Genomic DNA, 14364 nt, shown 5'->3' with positions numbered 1-14364 from the left:
GTCCCGGTGATCGCGCCGCGCACGCCCGCCGACTGTTTCGACGCGGCGATCGAGGCGGCCCGCATCGCGGTCACGTACCGCACCCCGGTCTTCCTTCTCTCGGACGGTTATCTGGCGAACGGGTCGGAGCCGTGGCGCATCCCGGAGATCGATCAACTCCCTGATCTGCGGACTCAGTTCGCGTCGGGGCCCAATCACACCGAGGCTGACGGCACCGAGGTGTTCTGGCCCTACAAGCGGGATCCGCAGACGCTGGCGCGTCCGTGGGCGATTCCGGGCACGCCGGGGCTTGAGCACCGTATCGGCGGGATCGAGAAGCAGGACGGCACGGGCAACATCTCCTACGATCCGGCCAACCACGAGTTCATGGTCCGCACCCGCCAGGCCAAGATCGACGGCATCGAGGTCCCGGACATCGAGGTCGATGACCCCTCGGGCGAGGCCAACACCCTGGTGCTGGGCTGGGGTTCGACGTACGGGCCGATCACGGCGGCGGTACGCCGGCTGCGTGCAGCGGGTGAAGTCATCGCGCAGGCCCATCTGCGCCACCTCAACCCGTTCCCGAAGAACCTCGGCGACGTACTGGCGCGCTATGAACGTGTCGTCGTGCCGGAGATGAACCTCGGCCAGCTTTCGAAGCTGCTGCGCGCCAAGTTCCTGGTGGACGCCCACTCTTACAACCAGGTCAACGGCATGCCGTTCAAGGCTGAGCAGCTCGCCACGGCTCTCAAGGAGGCCATCCATGGCTGAGATGCTCAGCCTCGTGCCCAGGAGCGACGTCGCCCTGAAGGCAAAGGACTTCAAGTCGGATCAGGAGGTGCGCTGGTGCCCGGGGTGCGGGGACTACGCGATCCTGGCCGCGGTGCAGGGCTTCATGCCGGAGCTGGGGCTGGCGAGGGAGAACATCGTCTTCGTCTCGGGCATCGGCTGCTCGTCGCGTTTCCCGTACTACATGAACACCTACGGGATGCACTCCATCCACGGCCGCGCCCCGGCCATCGCGACCGGACTCGCCTCCAGCCGGCGTGACCTGAGCGTGTGGGTGGTCACCGGAGACGGCGACGCGCTGTCCATCGGCGGCAACCACCTCATCCACGCCCTGCGCCGCAACGTGAACCTGAAGATCCTGCTCTTCAACAACCGGATCTACGGGCTGACCAAGGGCCAGTACTCACCCACCTCCGAGGTCGGCAAGATCACCAAATCGACGCCGATGGGCTCCCTCGACGCCCCGTTCAACCCGGTGTCCCTCGCCCTCGGCGCCGAGGCGTCCTTCGTCGCGCGCACCGTCGACTCCGACCGCAAACACCTCACCGACGTCCTGCGCCGGGCGGCCGCCCACCCCGGCACCGCGCTGGTGGAGATCTACCAGAACTGCAACATCTTCAACGACGGCGCCTTCGAGGTCCTCAAGGACAGGCAGCAGGCCGAGGAGGCCGTCATCCGCCTCGAACACGGGCAGCCGATCCGATTCGGCACCGGCCTCGCCAAGGGCGTCGTGCGCGATCCGGCGACCGGTGACCTGGAGGTCGTCGACGTGACCGAGGACAACCAGTCACAGATCCTCGTCCACGACGCCCACGCGGCCTCCCCCACGACGGCATTCGCCCTGTCCCGCCTGGCCGACCCCCACACCCTGCACCACACCCCCATCGGCGTCTTCCGCTCCACCGAGCGACCCGTCTACGACGTCCAGATGTCCGACCAGCTCGACGAAGCCATCGAACAGAACGGAAAGGGCGAGCTGAGCGAGCTGCTGGCCGGGGGTGACACCTGGACCGTCGTGGGATGAGTCCCGGGGTCCGAAGGCAGGAGCAGAGGGGCTCCCGGCACCGCCTACCCTGGAGTGCATGACCAGCAGCGACCGGAGCCAGGCAGTGGACGTTCAAGAATTCAAGACGTACGAGGTGCGCACCTACGGGTGCCAGATGAACGTCCACGACTCCGAGCGGCTCTCCGGCCTCCTTGAGGACGCCGGATACGTCCGGGCGCCCGAGGGCGCCGACGGCGACGCCGACGTCGTCGTCTTCAACACGTGCGCCGTCCGTGAGAACGCGGACAACAAGCTGTACGGAAATCTCGGCCGCCTGGCGCCGATGAAGACGAAGCGGCCCGGCATGCAGATCGCCGTCGGCGGCTGCCTCGCGCAGAAGGACCGCGACACCATCGTGCAGCGGGCCCCGTGGGTGGACGTCGTCTTCGGCACGCACAACATCGGCAAGCTGCCCGTCCTCCTGGAGCGCGCCCGCATCCAGGAGGAGGCGCAGGTCGAGATCGCCGAGTCCCTGGAGGCCTTCCCCTCCACGCTGCCGACCCGCCGCGAGAGCGCGTACGCGGCCTGGGTCTCCATCTCCGTCGGCTGCAACAACACCTGCACCTTCTGCATCGTGCCCGCCCTGCGCGGCAAGGAGAAGGACCGCAGGACCGGCGACATCCTCGCCGAGATCGAGGCGCTCGTCGGTGAGGGCGTCAGCGAGATCACGCTGCTCGGCCAGAACGTGAACGCGTACGGCTCGGACATCGGTGACCGCGAGGCCTTCAGCAAGCTGCTGCGCGCCTGCGGGAAGATCGAGGGCCTGGAGCGGGTGCGCTTCACGTCCCCGCACCCGCGGGACTTCACCGACGACGTGATCGCCGCCATGGCCGAGACGCCGAACGTGATGCCCCAGCTGCACATGCCGATGCAGTCCGGCTCGGACACCGTCCTGAAGGCGATGCGCCGGTCCTACCGGCAGGAGCGCTACCTCGGGATCATCGAGAAGGTGCGCGCCGCGATCCCGCACGCCGCCATCTCCACGGACATCATCGTGGGCTTCCCCGGCGAGACCGAGGAGGACTTCGAGCAGACGATGCACGCGGTCCGCGAGGCCCGCTTCGCGAACGCCTTCACGTTCCAGTACTCCAAGCGGCCCGGGACCCCGGCCGCGACGATGGAGGGCCAGATTCCCAAGGAGGTCGTCCAGGAGCGCTACATGCGCCTGGTCGAACTCCAGGAGCAGATCTCCTGGGACGAGAACAAGAAGCAGGTCGGGCGCACCCTGGAGCTGATGGTCGCCGAGGGCGAGGGCCGCAAGGACGGTGCCACGCACCGTCTGTCCGGCCGCGCCCCCGACAACCGCCTGGTGCACTTCACCAAGCCGGACACCGAGGTGCGCCCCGGTGACGTGGTCACCGTCGAGATCACCTACGCAGCCCCGCACCACCTGCTCGCCGAGGGCGACGTCCTCGAAGTGCGCCGCACGCGCGCGGGTGACGCCTGGGAGAAGCGGAACGCGGAGCCCGACCAGAAGCAGGGCGTCATGCTCGGCCTGCCCTCGGTGGGCGTCCCGGCCCCGCTGCCGGCGGCCACGGGCGGCTGCGCCGTCAACTGACGGCACCACTCCCTGCGGGCCACCCGAGGCACAGTAGGCTGCCGATCATGCTTGTCGCCGCCGCCGTCTGCCCCTGTCCGCCCCTGCTCGTGCCCGAGGTCGCCGCGGGAGCGGCCGCCGAGCTGGATGCCGCGCGCGCGGCCTGTGACGAGGCCGTCCGCGTGGTCCTGGCCGCCCGTCCCGACCTGATCGTGGTCGTCGGCGAAGGGCCGGTGACCCGTACGCACGGGCAGGGCGCCACCGGCGGTTTCCAGCCGTTCGGCGTGGACCGCGAGGTCCGTCTGGGCGTGGCTCCCGAGGGCTCCGAGGCGCCGACGGACCGGCTGCCCCTGTCCCTCACGGTGGGCGCCTGGCTGCTCGACCGGGCCGGGTGGACCGGCCCCGTGGCGGGCTACGAGGTGGAGGGCGACAGGCCCTGGCCGGCCAATGGCGAGGACGGCGTCCACCTTGCCGGACGGGCCGAGCGCGTGGGATTCCTGGTCATGGGTGACGGGACGGCCTGCCGCAGCCTCAAGGCACCCGGCTATCTGGACGACCGTGCCGAGGGGGTCGACGCGTCGATCGCGCGGGCCCTGGGCAATGGCGACCGCGACGGCTTCTTCGCGAACCTCGACGAGGACCTCGCCCGCGAACTCAAGATCTCCGGCCGCTCCCCGTGGCAGATCCTCACGGCCGCTGCCGAAGAGGACGGCAACTGGCGCCTTCTGTACGAGGACGCTCCCTACGGAGTGGGCTACTTCGTCGCCCACTGGTCGTAGCCGGGCGGCTGCCGCTGAACGGCGACGGCCGCGGAGCACGAGGCTCCGCGGCCGTCCGCAGTGTGCTGCCACCGCGCCTCAGGAGGCGGGAGGTGGCGGCGGGGCGGCGCCCCCGCCCTTTTCCTGCCCCGGACCCCCGAGGCGGTCCACAGCGTCCTTGGCCTTGCCCGTGCCTGTCTGGATCTGGTCGCTGTACTTGCCCTGGGTCTTCTCGTCGGCCGTCTTCGAAGCCTTGTCCAGACCCTGGTCGATCTTGTCCCCGTGCTGCTGCGCGAGGTCCGCGGCCTTGTCCTTGTGGAGCTTGGCTTTCAGCGTGTCCATGATGCCCATGGGTCCACCTTCACTCGCGGGACTACTTGCGGGCGCCGTCACCGGCCTCGCTGTCGGCGGCCTGCTCCGCGGACTGCTGCTGGGGAATCTCCACGGGCTCCGCAGCGGCGGGCTCGGGAGTGTCGGCAGCCTCCGCGGACTCCTCCGGCGCCGCGGCGTCGGCGGCGGGGGCGTCGGCAGTGCCGGAAGCCCCGGGGGTCTCGAGGGCCCCGTGGGAGGAGCCCTCGGGCTCGGCCGTCACCGTGGCAGCCTGCGCCTCGGCGGTCGAGGCCGCTTCCGTTCCTTTCGACTTCCGGCGAAACCTGGCAAAAACACCCATTTCAACTCCATACGTTACTCGTGCGGGCGAAATCCCGCGCCGCCCCGGTGCGTCCGATTGCGTCGCCCGGGTCTGAGGCACTCGAAACCGGCGCTCGGAACCTCGAACAGGGAACGACCCCGGACCTGCGGCGTCACGTAGCTCGTTCGGGAGCAGGTCCCGAGGTTTGCGAGACTGGGGCGGTGAGTAGTGCAGCTCCCGCCCCGCGGGTCATCGCCGTCGTCGGACCCACTGCGGCCGGAAAGTCCGATCTGGGCGTTTTTCTCGCCAGGGAACTCGGCGGCGAGGTCGTCAACGCCGACTCCATGCAGCTCTACCGGGGGATGGACATCGGCACCGCCAAACTGACGCCCGAGGAGCGCGGCGGCATCCCGCACCACCTCCTGGACATCTGGGACGTCACCGAGGCGGCCAGCGTCGCGGAGTACCAGAAGCTCGCCCGGGCCGAGATCGACCGGCTGCTCGCCGAGGGACGCTGGCCCGTCCTGGTCGGCGGCTCCGGCCTCTACGTCCGCGGAGCGGTGGACCACCTGGAGTTCCCGGGCACCGACCCCGAGGTGCGCGCCCGCCTGGAGGAAGAGCTCGGCCTGCGCGGCTCCGGCGCCCTGCACGCCCGCCTTGCCGTCTCCGACCCGGAGGCCGCCAAGGCGATCCTGCCGAGCAACGGCCGGCGCATCGTCCGCGCCCTCGAAGTCATCGAGATCACGGGCAAGCCGTTCACCGCCAACCTGCCCGGACACGACTCGGTCTACGACACCGTCCAGATCGGCGTCGACGTGGCGCGCCCCGAGCTCGACGAGCGCATCGCGACCCGCGTCGACCGCATGTGGGACGCCGGGTTGGTGGACGAGGTGCGCACCCTGGAGGCGAGTGGCCTGCGGGAAGGGCGTACGGCATCGCGTGCGCTCGGCTACCAGCAGGTGCTCGCCGCGCTGGCGGGGGAGTGCACCGAGGACGAGGCGCGCGCCGAGACCGTCCGCGCCACCAAGCGCTTCGCGCGCCGTCAGGACTCCTGGTTCCGGCGTGATCCGCGCGTCCACTGGCTCAGTGGCGCGGCGGCCGAACGTGGGGAACTCCACGCCCGGGCAATGACGTTGATCGAACGACCGGTCACAGCCTGATCACGTGATGGCATCGGGACGCTCCGGCCGTCATCGCGGCCCCTGGGAGCGTGCCATCATCGACCATCGATCGACCAGTGGAGTCCGAAGTGGGAGGGCGCGTGGCGATGGAGGCCGGCCCTCGTGACACCGCACCCGGCGGGGAACAGCTGAGCCCTGACGGACCGGACGCGACCCCGGACGGTGTGATCGCCGACGGCCCCACGGCCGAGGAGCTCGCATCGCAGGCCGGGGGCGCCGAGGTCGAGGTGGAGCTGCGCCCGCAGCGCCGCCTGCGCCTGTGGCAGCTCGCGCCCATCGTGATCCTCTCCGCGATCGGCTCCCTGATGTTCGCGTTCCCGCTCTTCTTCGAGTTCGGGGACGGCGGGGCCGTCGTGGCCATGCTGGGGCTGCTGATCAGCTCCTGCGCCGCCGGCTGGGGAATGATGGCCGCGCGCCGCGTCGGCTACACCTGGCCCGGCTTCCCGGCCCGCGGATCGGACCGGCGCCCGGACTGGCGGGTCGTCGGCGCGTACGCGGTCGTGGTCGCCGCCGTCGCCGTCCTCGCCGTGTGGCGCGTCGCCCGCCTGCGGTAGTCCACGTACCGGGCCGTCCACCTGCCGGGCCGTCCCGACGGGTGGCCGGTGCCACCCCGTACGATCGAGGAATGAGCACGCGGATCGCCTTCCTCAAGGGCCACGGGACCGAGAACGACTTCGTGATCGTCCCCGACCCGGAGAACGCCCTGGAACTGTCCCCGGCGGCCGTCGCAGCCCTGTGCGACCGCCGCGCCGGAATCGGCGGCGACGGCCTGCTGCACGTGGTGCGCTCCGCCGCCCACCCCGACGCGCGGCACCTGGCTTCCGAGGCCGAGTGGTTCATGGACTACCGCAACGGCGACGGCTCGATCGCCGAGATGTGCGGCAACGGCGTGCGGGTGTTCGCCCAGTACCTCCGGCGCGCCGGTCATGTCGGCGAGGGCGACCTCGCAGTGGCCACGCGCGGAGGCGTGAAGAGCGTGCACATCGACAAGGAGGGCGACATCACGGTCGGCATGGGCAAGGCCCTCCTCCCCGAAGGGGACGTCACCGTCAGTGTCGCCGACCACAGTTGGCCCGCGCGCAACGTGAACATGGGGAACCCCCACGCCGTCGCCTTCGTGGACGACCTCGCCCAGGCCGGCAACCTCTTCACCGCCCCGCCGTTCACCCCGGCCACGGCCTACCCGGACGGGGTGAACGTCGAATTCGTCGTCGACCGCGGCCCCCGCCACGTCGCCATGAGGGTCCACGAGCGCGGCGTGGGCGAGACCCGCTCGTGCGGCACGGGCGCGTGCGCCGTGGCCGTCGCGGCGGCCCGCAGGGACGGCCTGGACCCGGCGGTCACCGGATCGCCGGTGACGTACACCGTGGACCTGCCCGGCGGACGGCTCGTGATCACGGAGCGGGCCGACGGGGAGATCGAGATGACCGGACCCGCGGTGATCGTCGCCGAGGGAGAGATCCACACGGACTGGCTGGCGGGTCTCGAAACCGTAAACCCCTGAACGTTCGCTCGAATGGGTGATCCGTTTCACGCTGGGCGAGAGGGGGACTGCTCCACGTGATGGGCTCGGTAGCATCAAGCACCGGCCCGGGCGGGAACCCCGCAGACCGCCGCCGGTCGACGCAGCCGGAGGTGCTCATGAGTGCGGAGGCGACCAACCCCGCTACGCCGGGCCCGATCACACCGGGCGCGCACCGTCGGCGCGGCCGCCCCCGGATCGACCTGCGCCGCATCGGCTGGGCCGCGCTCCTCGGCCCCACCGCGGGCAACCGGCTGCCCGACGCGATCGGCCACGTGGTCGAGGCCCACCGCGCCCACCACCCCGAAGCGTCCCTGGAGCCGCTGCGCCGGGCATACGTGCTGGCCGAGTCCTCCCACCGGGGACAGATGCGCAAGAGCGGCGAGCCCTACATCACACACCCGCTCGCCGTGACACTGATCCTCGCCGAGCTGGGCGCCGAGACGACGACACTGACCGCGTCCCTCCTCCACGACACCGTCGAGGACACCGAGGTGACGCTCGATCAGGTGCGGACGGAGTTCGGCGAAGAGGTCGCCTATCTCGTCGACGGCGTGACCAAGCTCGAGAAGGTCGACTACGGAGCGGCCGCCGAACCCGAGACCTTCCGCAAGATGCTCGTCGCCACCGGCAACGACGTGCGGGTCATGTCGATCAAGCTCGCCGACCGGCTGCACAACATGCGCACCCTCGGCGTGATGCGCCCCGAGAAACAGGCGCGCATCGCCAAGGTCACCCGGGACGTCCTCATCCCGCTCGCGGAGCGCCTCGGTGTCCAGGCGCTCAAGACCGAACTCGAGGACCTCGTCTTCGCGATCCTGCACCCCGAGGAGTGCGCGGAGACCCGCGAGCTCGTCGCGGCCAACGACGCGCGGCGCTCCGATCCCCTCGCGGAGATCGCCGAGGACGCCCGCGCCGTCCTCAAGGACGCCGGGATCGTGGCCGAAGTGCTGATCAGGCCACGCCACTTCGTCTCCGTGCACCGGGTGAGACGCAAGCGGGGAACGCTGCGCGGAGCGGACTTCGGGCGCCTGCTGGTACTCGTCGGTGAGGACGCCGACTGCTACGGGGTGCTCGGCGAGCTGCACACGTGCTTCACGCCCGTCGTCTCGGAGTTCAAGGACTTCATCGCCGTACCGAAGTTCAACCTGTACCAGTCGCTGCACACGGCCGTGTCGCGCGGTGACGGCGAGGTCGCCGAAGTCCTCATCCGCACGCACCAGATGCACAAGGTCGCCGAGGCCGGAGTCGTCGCGCTCGGCAATCCCTACGCTCCCCCTGCGGACGAGCAGACGGACAGCGTGGGGGAGCGTGCCGACCCGACCAGGCCCGGCTGGCTCTCCCGCCTCCTCGACTGGCAGGAGGCCGCCCCGGACGCGGACACCTTCTGGTCGACGCTGCGCGAAGACCTCGCCCAGGACCGTGAGATCACCGTCTTCCGGCCCGACGGCGGCACCCTCGGCCTGCCCGCGGGCGCCAGCTGCGTCGACGCCGCGTACGCCCAGTACGGCGAGGACGCGCACGCCTGCATCGGAGCCCGGGTCAACGGCCGGCTGGCGACGCTCAGCACGGTCCTGAGGGACGGCGACACCGTCCAGCTCCTCATGGGCCAGGACCCTGCCTCGGAGCCGTCCAGGGACTGGCTCGACCACGCCCGTACACCCGCCGCGCGCATCGCCATCCGGCGCTGGCTCACGACCCACCCGGCCACGTCCCCGCCCGAGCCCGACGACAGGCGCGCTCCGGACTCCGTCCCCAGGACGCCCCAGGGCGTGCCCGCGGGCCGCCTCACCGAGGCGAACGCCGTCGTGGACCAGCCGGGCGCCACGGTCCGCCTCGCCGGCTGCTGCACGCCCGTGCCGCCCGACGCGGTGACCGCCTTCGCCGTACGCGGCGGTGTCGTGACCGTGCACCGCGCGGAGTGTCACGGAGTGGTGCGCATGAAGAGCGTGGGACGCGCAGAGGTGGGCGTGCACTGGGGCGACACCACACAGTGCCGGGTCTCCCTGATCGCCGAGTCGTTCAGCCGACCGCATCTGCTGGCCGATCTCACCGAAGCCATCGCCCTGGAGAGCGTCGCCGTGATCTCGGCGACCGTGGAACCGCCGACCCAGGGCCGCGTACGCCACACCTACACGCTCCAACTCCCCGACGCGACAACGCTCCCCGGTCTGATGCGCGCCATGCGCAACATCGCCGGGGTGTACGACGTCAGCCGCGCGCAGCACCCCGCCCAGACCACCTCATAGGGTCTCGTTCGGGTGGGTGTGGCGCGTCCCGCCGGAGTCCGGACGCGCACGCTGGTAGCCGTAGTTCATGCTGCTCACCCCCCGCACCCTCCGCATGGGCGCGGCGCTCGTCGCCGCGGCCGCCTCCACCGCACTGCTCGCCGCGAGCGCGCCGCAGCCGGCCGTCCCGCTGGGCATCGGCGACCGGCTCTTCCCGCACCTCGGCAATCCGGGTTACGACGTGGAGTCGTACGACATCGCGTTCACGTACCACGGCGACAACAAGAAGCCGCTCGACGCCGTCACCAAGATCGAGGCCACGGCGACCGCCCGCCTCGAGCAGGTGAATCTCGACTTCGCGCACGGAACCGTCCGCTCCGTAGAGGTCAACGGCAGGCCCGCGCGGTTCGACACCAGCGACGAGGACCTGGTCGTCACGCCCGAGACCGCCGTCCCGGAGGGTGCCCCGCTGGAGATCACCGTGCGGCACACCAGCAACCCGGTACCCGGCAAGGGGGAGGGCGGCTGGGTGCAGACCAAGGACGGTCTCGTCATGGCCAATCAGGCCGACGCCGGGCACCGTGTGTTCCCGAGCAACGACCACCCTTCGGACAAGGCCCTGTTCACATTCCGGGTCACCGCCCCCAAGGCGCTCACGGTCGTCGCCAACGGGGTGCCCTTCCTGAAGATGCGCCACGGAGCGGACACCAGCTGGTCGTACCGCACCTTCCACCCCATGGCCACCGAGCTGGCGCAGGTCTCGATCGGCCGCTCCACGGTGCTGCACCGAGAAGGGCCGCACGGGCTGCCCGTCCGTGACGTGGTGCCCGCCGAGGACCGCAAGGTCCTCGAGCCGTGGCTCAAGAAGACGCCCGCCCAGCTCGCCTGGATGGAAGGGAAGGTCGGCCGCTACCCCTTCGAGAACTACGGCCTCCTGATCGCCCAGGCCCGCACCGGCTTCGAGCTGGAGACCCAGACGCTCTCCCTCTTCGAGAAGGACATCTTCACGGAGCCCGCGTACCCCGCCTGGTACATCGACTCGATCATGGTCCATGAGATGGCGCACCAGTGGTTCGGCGACAGCGTCAGCCCGCGCACCTGGTCCGACCTGTGGCTGAACGAGGGCCACGCCAGCTGGTACGAAGCCCTCTACGCCCAGGAGAAGGGTCACCAGTCCATGGCCAAGCGCATGCGCGAGGCCTACCGCGCCTCGGACGGCTGGCGCGCCGCGGGCGGCCCGCCGGCCGCGCCCAAGGGCCCGATGCCGGGACAGAAGATCAGCATCTTCCGGCCCGTGGTCTACGACGGCAGCTCCCTCGTGCTCTACGCGCTGCGCCAGGAGATCGGCACTCCGGCCTTCGAGCGGCTGGAGCGCGACTGGGTGCGCACGCACCGTGACGGGACGGCGAGCACGGCGGACTACATCAGCCTCGCCTCGCAGACCTCCGGCCGCGATCTCCGGAGCTTCTTCCGGGCCTGGCTGTACGGCAAGAAGACGCCGCCGATGCCGGGGCACCCGGACTGGAAGTCGGCGCCGGTGCAGCCGGTGCAGAAGGCGAAGCCGGTCAAGGGATAGGCCGTCGAACGGCGGCGAACAACCCAGGCAGGACATGCTTCGGGCCCCGCGCCGGCGGGCAATAAGTCGGGTGACGAGACGGGCCGTGCCGTGCGACCATCTTCAGGTCGGCGGCGCGGCCGGCCCGGGAATCTACGGACGGCCCGGGACGTTGTGCCAGTCGAAGGACCACGCTGTCATGCGCGGACCGCCACACATTCCGAACACCTCGACGTAAGGATCCAATGACCTCCTCTTCTTCCCCTTCCCAGGACGCGCAGAGCCTCGCGCAGAACAACCCCGAAGGTCTTCGGGCCGATGCCCTGATGGAAGAGGACGTCGCCTGGAGCCACGAGATCGACGGAGAGCGGGACGGCGACCAGTTCGACCGTTCCGAGCGCGCGGCCCTGCGCCGTGTCGCGGGTCTCTCCACCGAGCTCGAGGACGTCACCGAGGTCGAGTACCGACAGCTCCGCCTGGAGCGGGTCGTGCTCGTCGGTGTGTGGACCTCGGGAACCGTCAATGACGCGGAGAACTCCCTCGCGGAGCTGGCCGCTCTCGCCGAGACCGCCGGAGCCCTGGTGCTCGACGGCGTGATCCAGCGCCGGGACAAGCCCGACGCGGCGACGTACATCGGCTCGGGCAAGGCCCTGGAGCTGCGCGACATCGTCCTCGAGACCGGAGCCGACACCGTCGTGTGCGACGGTGAGCTCAGCCCCGGCCAGCTCATCCACCTCGAAGACGTCGTCAAGGTCAAGGTGGTCGACAGGACCGCCCTGATCCTCGACATCTTCGCCCAGCACGCCAAGTCCCGAGAGGGCAAGGCGCAGGTAGCCCTCGCGCAGATGCAGTACATGCTGCCGCGGCTGCGCGGCTGGGGTCAGTCGCTCTCCCGGCAGATGGGTGGCGGCGGCGGTGGCGGCATGGCCACCCGTGGCCCCGGTGAGACCAAGATCGAGACGGACCGGCGACGGATCCGCGAGAAGATGGCGAAGATGCGCCGGGAAATCGCGGACATGAAGACGGGCCGCGAGATCAAGCGCCAGGAGCGGCGCCGCAACAAGGTGCCTTCGGTGGCCATCGCCGGATACACCAACGCGGGCAAGTCGTCCCTGCTCAACCGCCTGACGGGCGCCGGTGTCCTGGTGGAGAACGCCCTGTTCGCCACCCTCGACCCGACCGTCCGCAGGGCCGAGACCCCCAGCGGCCGCCTCTACACACTGGCCGACACGGTCGGTTTCGTGCGGCACCTGCCGCACCACCTCGTCGAGGCGTTCCGCTCCACGATGGAGGAGGTCGGTGACTCCGACCTGATCCTGCACGTCGTGGACGGATCGCACCCGGCGCCGGAGGAGCAGCTGGCCGCCGTGCGCGAGGTCATCCGGGACGTGGGCGCCACGAAGGTGCCCGAGATCGTGGTGATCAACAAGGCGGACGCGGCCGACCCGCTCGTCCTCCAGCAGCTGCTGCGCGTCGAGAAGCGCGCGATCGCGGTGTCGGCCCGCACCGGGCTCGGCATCGACAAGCTGCTCGCGATCATCGACGACGAGCTGCCGCGTCCCGAGGTCGAGATCGAGGCGCTCGTGCCGTACACGCACGGCCAGCTGGTCGCGCGGGCCCACGCCGACGGCGAGGTGATCTCCGAGGAACACACCGCGGACGGCACCCTGCTCAACGCGCGGGTGCACGAGGAACTCGCCGCCGAGTTCGCGCCGTACCGGCTGGCGGCGGCCGCGAGCTGACGCTCCGGCAGCGGCCGTCTTGTGCCCACGGCGAGGGCCCGCCCCCAACTTCCTTGGGGCGGGCCCTCGTTCGTTCGGTGAAGCCGGCGGCTACCGGCTGCCGTACTTCTCGCTCATCGTGTCGAAGACCTGCTGGGCTCCCTTGCCCAGCTGCGGTCCGGCCAGCCAGGTGTTCTCGGCCGGGCCGATCGACGTGTTCGACACCAGCTCCGTCTTCCCGTCGACCATCCGGAACCAGCCGCCACCGGACGAACCGCCGGTCATGGTGCAGCCGATGCGGTACATCGTCGGCATGTCGGGGCTGAGGGACAGACGGCCCGGGCGGTCGATGCACTTGTGCATCAGCTGGCCGTTGAACGGCGGCGCAGCCGGGTAGCCCCAGGCGCCCATGCTGCTGACCGACTGGACGGCGGGCTCGGAGAAGTCGACGGGCAGCGCGTTGCCGACCGTCTCCTCGAGGGACTTGGAACCTTGCTCCGGCTTCACGTGCAGCACCGCGTAGTCGTACGGAGCGCCCGCACCACCCGACTCGGCGCCGGTGTCGATCCACTCGTTGGAGGTGGAGGCCCAGTCGGCCCAGAAGGTGCCGTACGGGGCGATCTCCTGCGGGGCTGCGTTCTGCAGCTGCGCCTCGGACTTGCCCAGGTCGTTGTAGGCCGGGACGAAGGCGATGTTGCGGTACCAGCCGCCCGCCGCACCGGCGTGCACGCAGTGGCCCGCGGTCCAGACGAGGTTGGACCTGCCCGGGTTGCGCGGGTCCTTCACGACGGTGCCGGAGCAGACCATCGAACCCTCGGGCGAGTCGAAGAAGACCTTGCCGACCGGGGCGGCGTTCTCGTGGTACGGGGTCTTCTCGGGCACGGCCTTGACGGGCTGCGGCTCAGGGTCCGTGGTGCCCTGGTCGGCCGACGCGTCCTTGGCGGCGATCGTCTTGTCCGGGTCCTTGGCGGACTTCATCCGCTCGGGCTTCCAGTGGTCCTTGATGACCGGGTTGACGAAGTCCTTGGCCTCGCGCAGCCACTCGTCCTTGTCCCAGTTCTTCCAGGCGCCGTTCTGCCACTTGTCCGGGTCGATGCCGTGCTTCTTGAGCTGGTCGGCGATGCCCCCGGGCAGCCGGCCGCCGGATCCCTTGTCGGCTCCCTGCGCGGCCGTGGCCCCCGACTTGTCACTCGCCTTGTCGTCGCTCGGACCGCAAGCCGTGGCGGTGAGCGCCAGGGCCGCGGCGAGCCCCGCAGCGGCGAGGACGTTGCGACGGCCCCGGCTCCGCCTGGATGACGGACGTATGGAACGCATGGTGCTGTTACCCCCGATGAAGCGAATGTGTCATGAGCTTGTCAGGTCCGATATGAGCTCCGTGCGGAGATCTCGGACGCAGCACCCCACTATGCCTGTGGAGT

The 14364-nt window shown here is 70.4% G+C and carries 12 protein-coding genes and 1 pseudogene; 10 read left to right on the top strand and 3 right to left on the bottom strand.

The window, feature by feature from the left end; genetic code table 11:
• The 4 genes and pseudogenes from ACFC96_RS34230 to ACFC96_RS34215 form a co-directional block, all read left to right on the top strand.
• Positions 1–750, top strand: a pseudogene (locus ACFC96_RS34230) (2-oxoglutarate ferredoxin oxidoreductase subunit alpha); the annotation flags it as partial.
• Positions 743–1792, top strand: coding sequence for a 2-oxoacid:ferredoxin oxidoreductase subunit beta (locus ACFC96_RS34225; RefSeq protein WP_376250720.1), 1050 nt, complete (start codon positions 743–745; stop codon positions 1790–1792). The pseudogene ACFC96_RS34230 and the gene ACFC96_RS34225, both read left to right, overlap by 8 nt.
• Positions 1793–1850: 58 nt before the next feature.
• Positions 1851–3371, top strand: a complete 1521-nt coding sequence (gene miaB / locus ACFC96_RS34220) for a tRNA (N6-isopentenyl adenosine(37)-C2)-methylthiotransferase MiaB (protein ID WP_376615826.1) — start codon at positions 1851–1853, stop codon at positions 3369–3371.
• A gap of 47 nt (positions 3372–3418) precedes the next feature.
• Complete coding sequence (locus ACFC96_RS34215; protein ID WP_376615824.1) at positions 3419–4129, top strand: class III extradiol dioxygenase subunit B-like domain-containing protein; 711 nt, start codon at positions 3419–3421, stop codon at positions 4127–4129.
• A 78-nt stretch (positions 4130–4207) separates the two neighbouring features.
• Here ACFC96_RS34215 and ACFC96_RS34210 read toward each other — a convergent pair whose 3' ends face one another.
• On the bottom strand, positions 4208–4459 hold the full coding sequence (locus ACFC96_RS34210) for an antitoxin (RefSeq protein ID WP_376250726.1): 252 nt from the start codon (positions 4457–4459) through the stop codon (positions 4208–4210).
• A 22-nt stretch (positions 4460–4481) separates the two neighbouring features.
• The gene (locus ACFC96_RS34205) at positions 4482–4700 is read right to left on the bottom strand and encodes a gliding motility protein (RefSeq protein ID WP_376615822.1); all 219 of its coding nucleotides are present in this window, start codon (positions 4698–4700) and stop codon (positions 4482–4484) included.
• A 260-nt stretch (positions 4701–4960) separates the two neighbouring features.
• Between ACFC96_RS34205 and miaA the strand changes: the two genes are divergently transcribed.
• The 6 genes from miaA (at position 4961) to hflX (ending at position 12967) form a co-directional block, all read left to right on the top strand.
• On the top strand, positions 4961–5899 hold the full coding sequence (gene miaA / locus ACFC96_RS34200; protein ID WP_376615820.1) for a tRNA (adenosine(37)-N6)-dimethylallyltransferase MiaA: 939 nt from the start codon (positions 4961–4963) through the stop codon (positions 5897–5899).
• Positions 5900–6006: 107 nt separating this feature from the next.
• Positions 6007–6474, top strand: a complete 468-nt coding sequence (locus ACFC96_RS34195) for a hypothetical protein (protein ID WP_376252040.1) — start codon at positions 6007–6009, stop codon at positions 6472–6474.
• A 71-nt stretch (positions 6475–6545) separates the two neighbouring features.
• The gene (dapF, locus tag ACFC96_RS34190; RefSeq protein WP_376615818.1) at positions 6546–7424 is read left to right on the top strand and encodes a diaminopimelate epimerase; all 879 of its coding nucleotides are present in this window, start codon (positions 6546–6548) and stop codon (positions 7422–7424) included.
• Between the two features lie 137 nt (positions 7425–7561).
• On the top strand, positions 7562–9691 hold the full coding sequence (locus tag ACFC96_RS34185; RefSeq protein ID WP_376615816.1) for a RelA/SpoT family protein: 2130 nt from the start codon (positions 7562–7564) through the stop codon (positions 9689–9691).
• A 67-nt stretch (positions 9692–9758) separates the two neighbouring features.
• Positions 9759–11246 (top strand): M1 family metallopeptidase, encoded by a 1488-nt coding sequence (locus ACFC96_RS34180; RefSeq protein WP_376615814.1) that lies wholly within the window; start codon positions 9759–9761, stop codon positions 11244–11246.
• Positions 11247–11470: 224 nt separating this feature from the next.
• A complete protein-coding gene (hflX, locus tag ACFC96_RS34175; protein WP_376250738.1) occupies positions 11471–12967 on the top strand; it encodes a GTPase HflX in 1497 nt (498 codons plus the stop codon).
• A gap of 90 nt (positions 12968–13057) precedes the next feature.
• On the opposite strand, the gene ACFC96_RS34170 is transcribed toward hflX, so the two are convergent.
• Positions 13058–14260: a trypsin-like serine peptidase gene (locus tag ACFC96_RS34170; protein ID WP_376615812.1), complete on the bottom strand. Its 1203-nt coding sequence runs from the start codon at positions 14258–14260 to the stop codon at positions 13058–13060.
• Positions 14261–14364: the final 104 nt, after the last annotated feature.

The sequence above is a fragment of the Streptomyces sp. NPDC055955 genome, from assembly GCF_042270245.1.
GTDB lineage: Bacteria > Actinomycetota > Actinomycetes > Streptomycetales > Streptomycetaceae > Streptomyces.
This window is presented reverse-complemented; position numbering and strand designations above follow the sequence as displayed.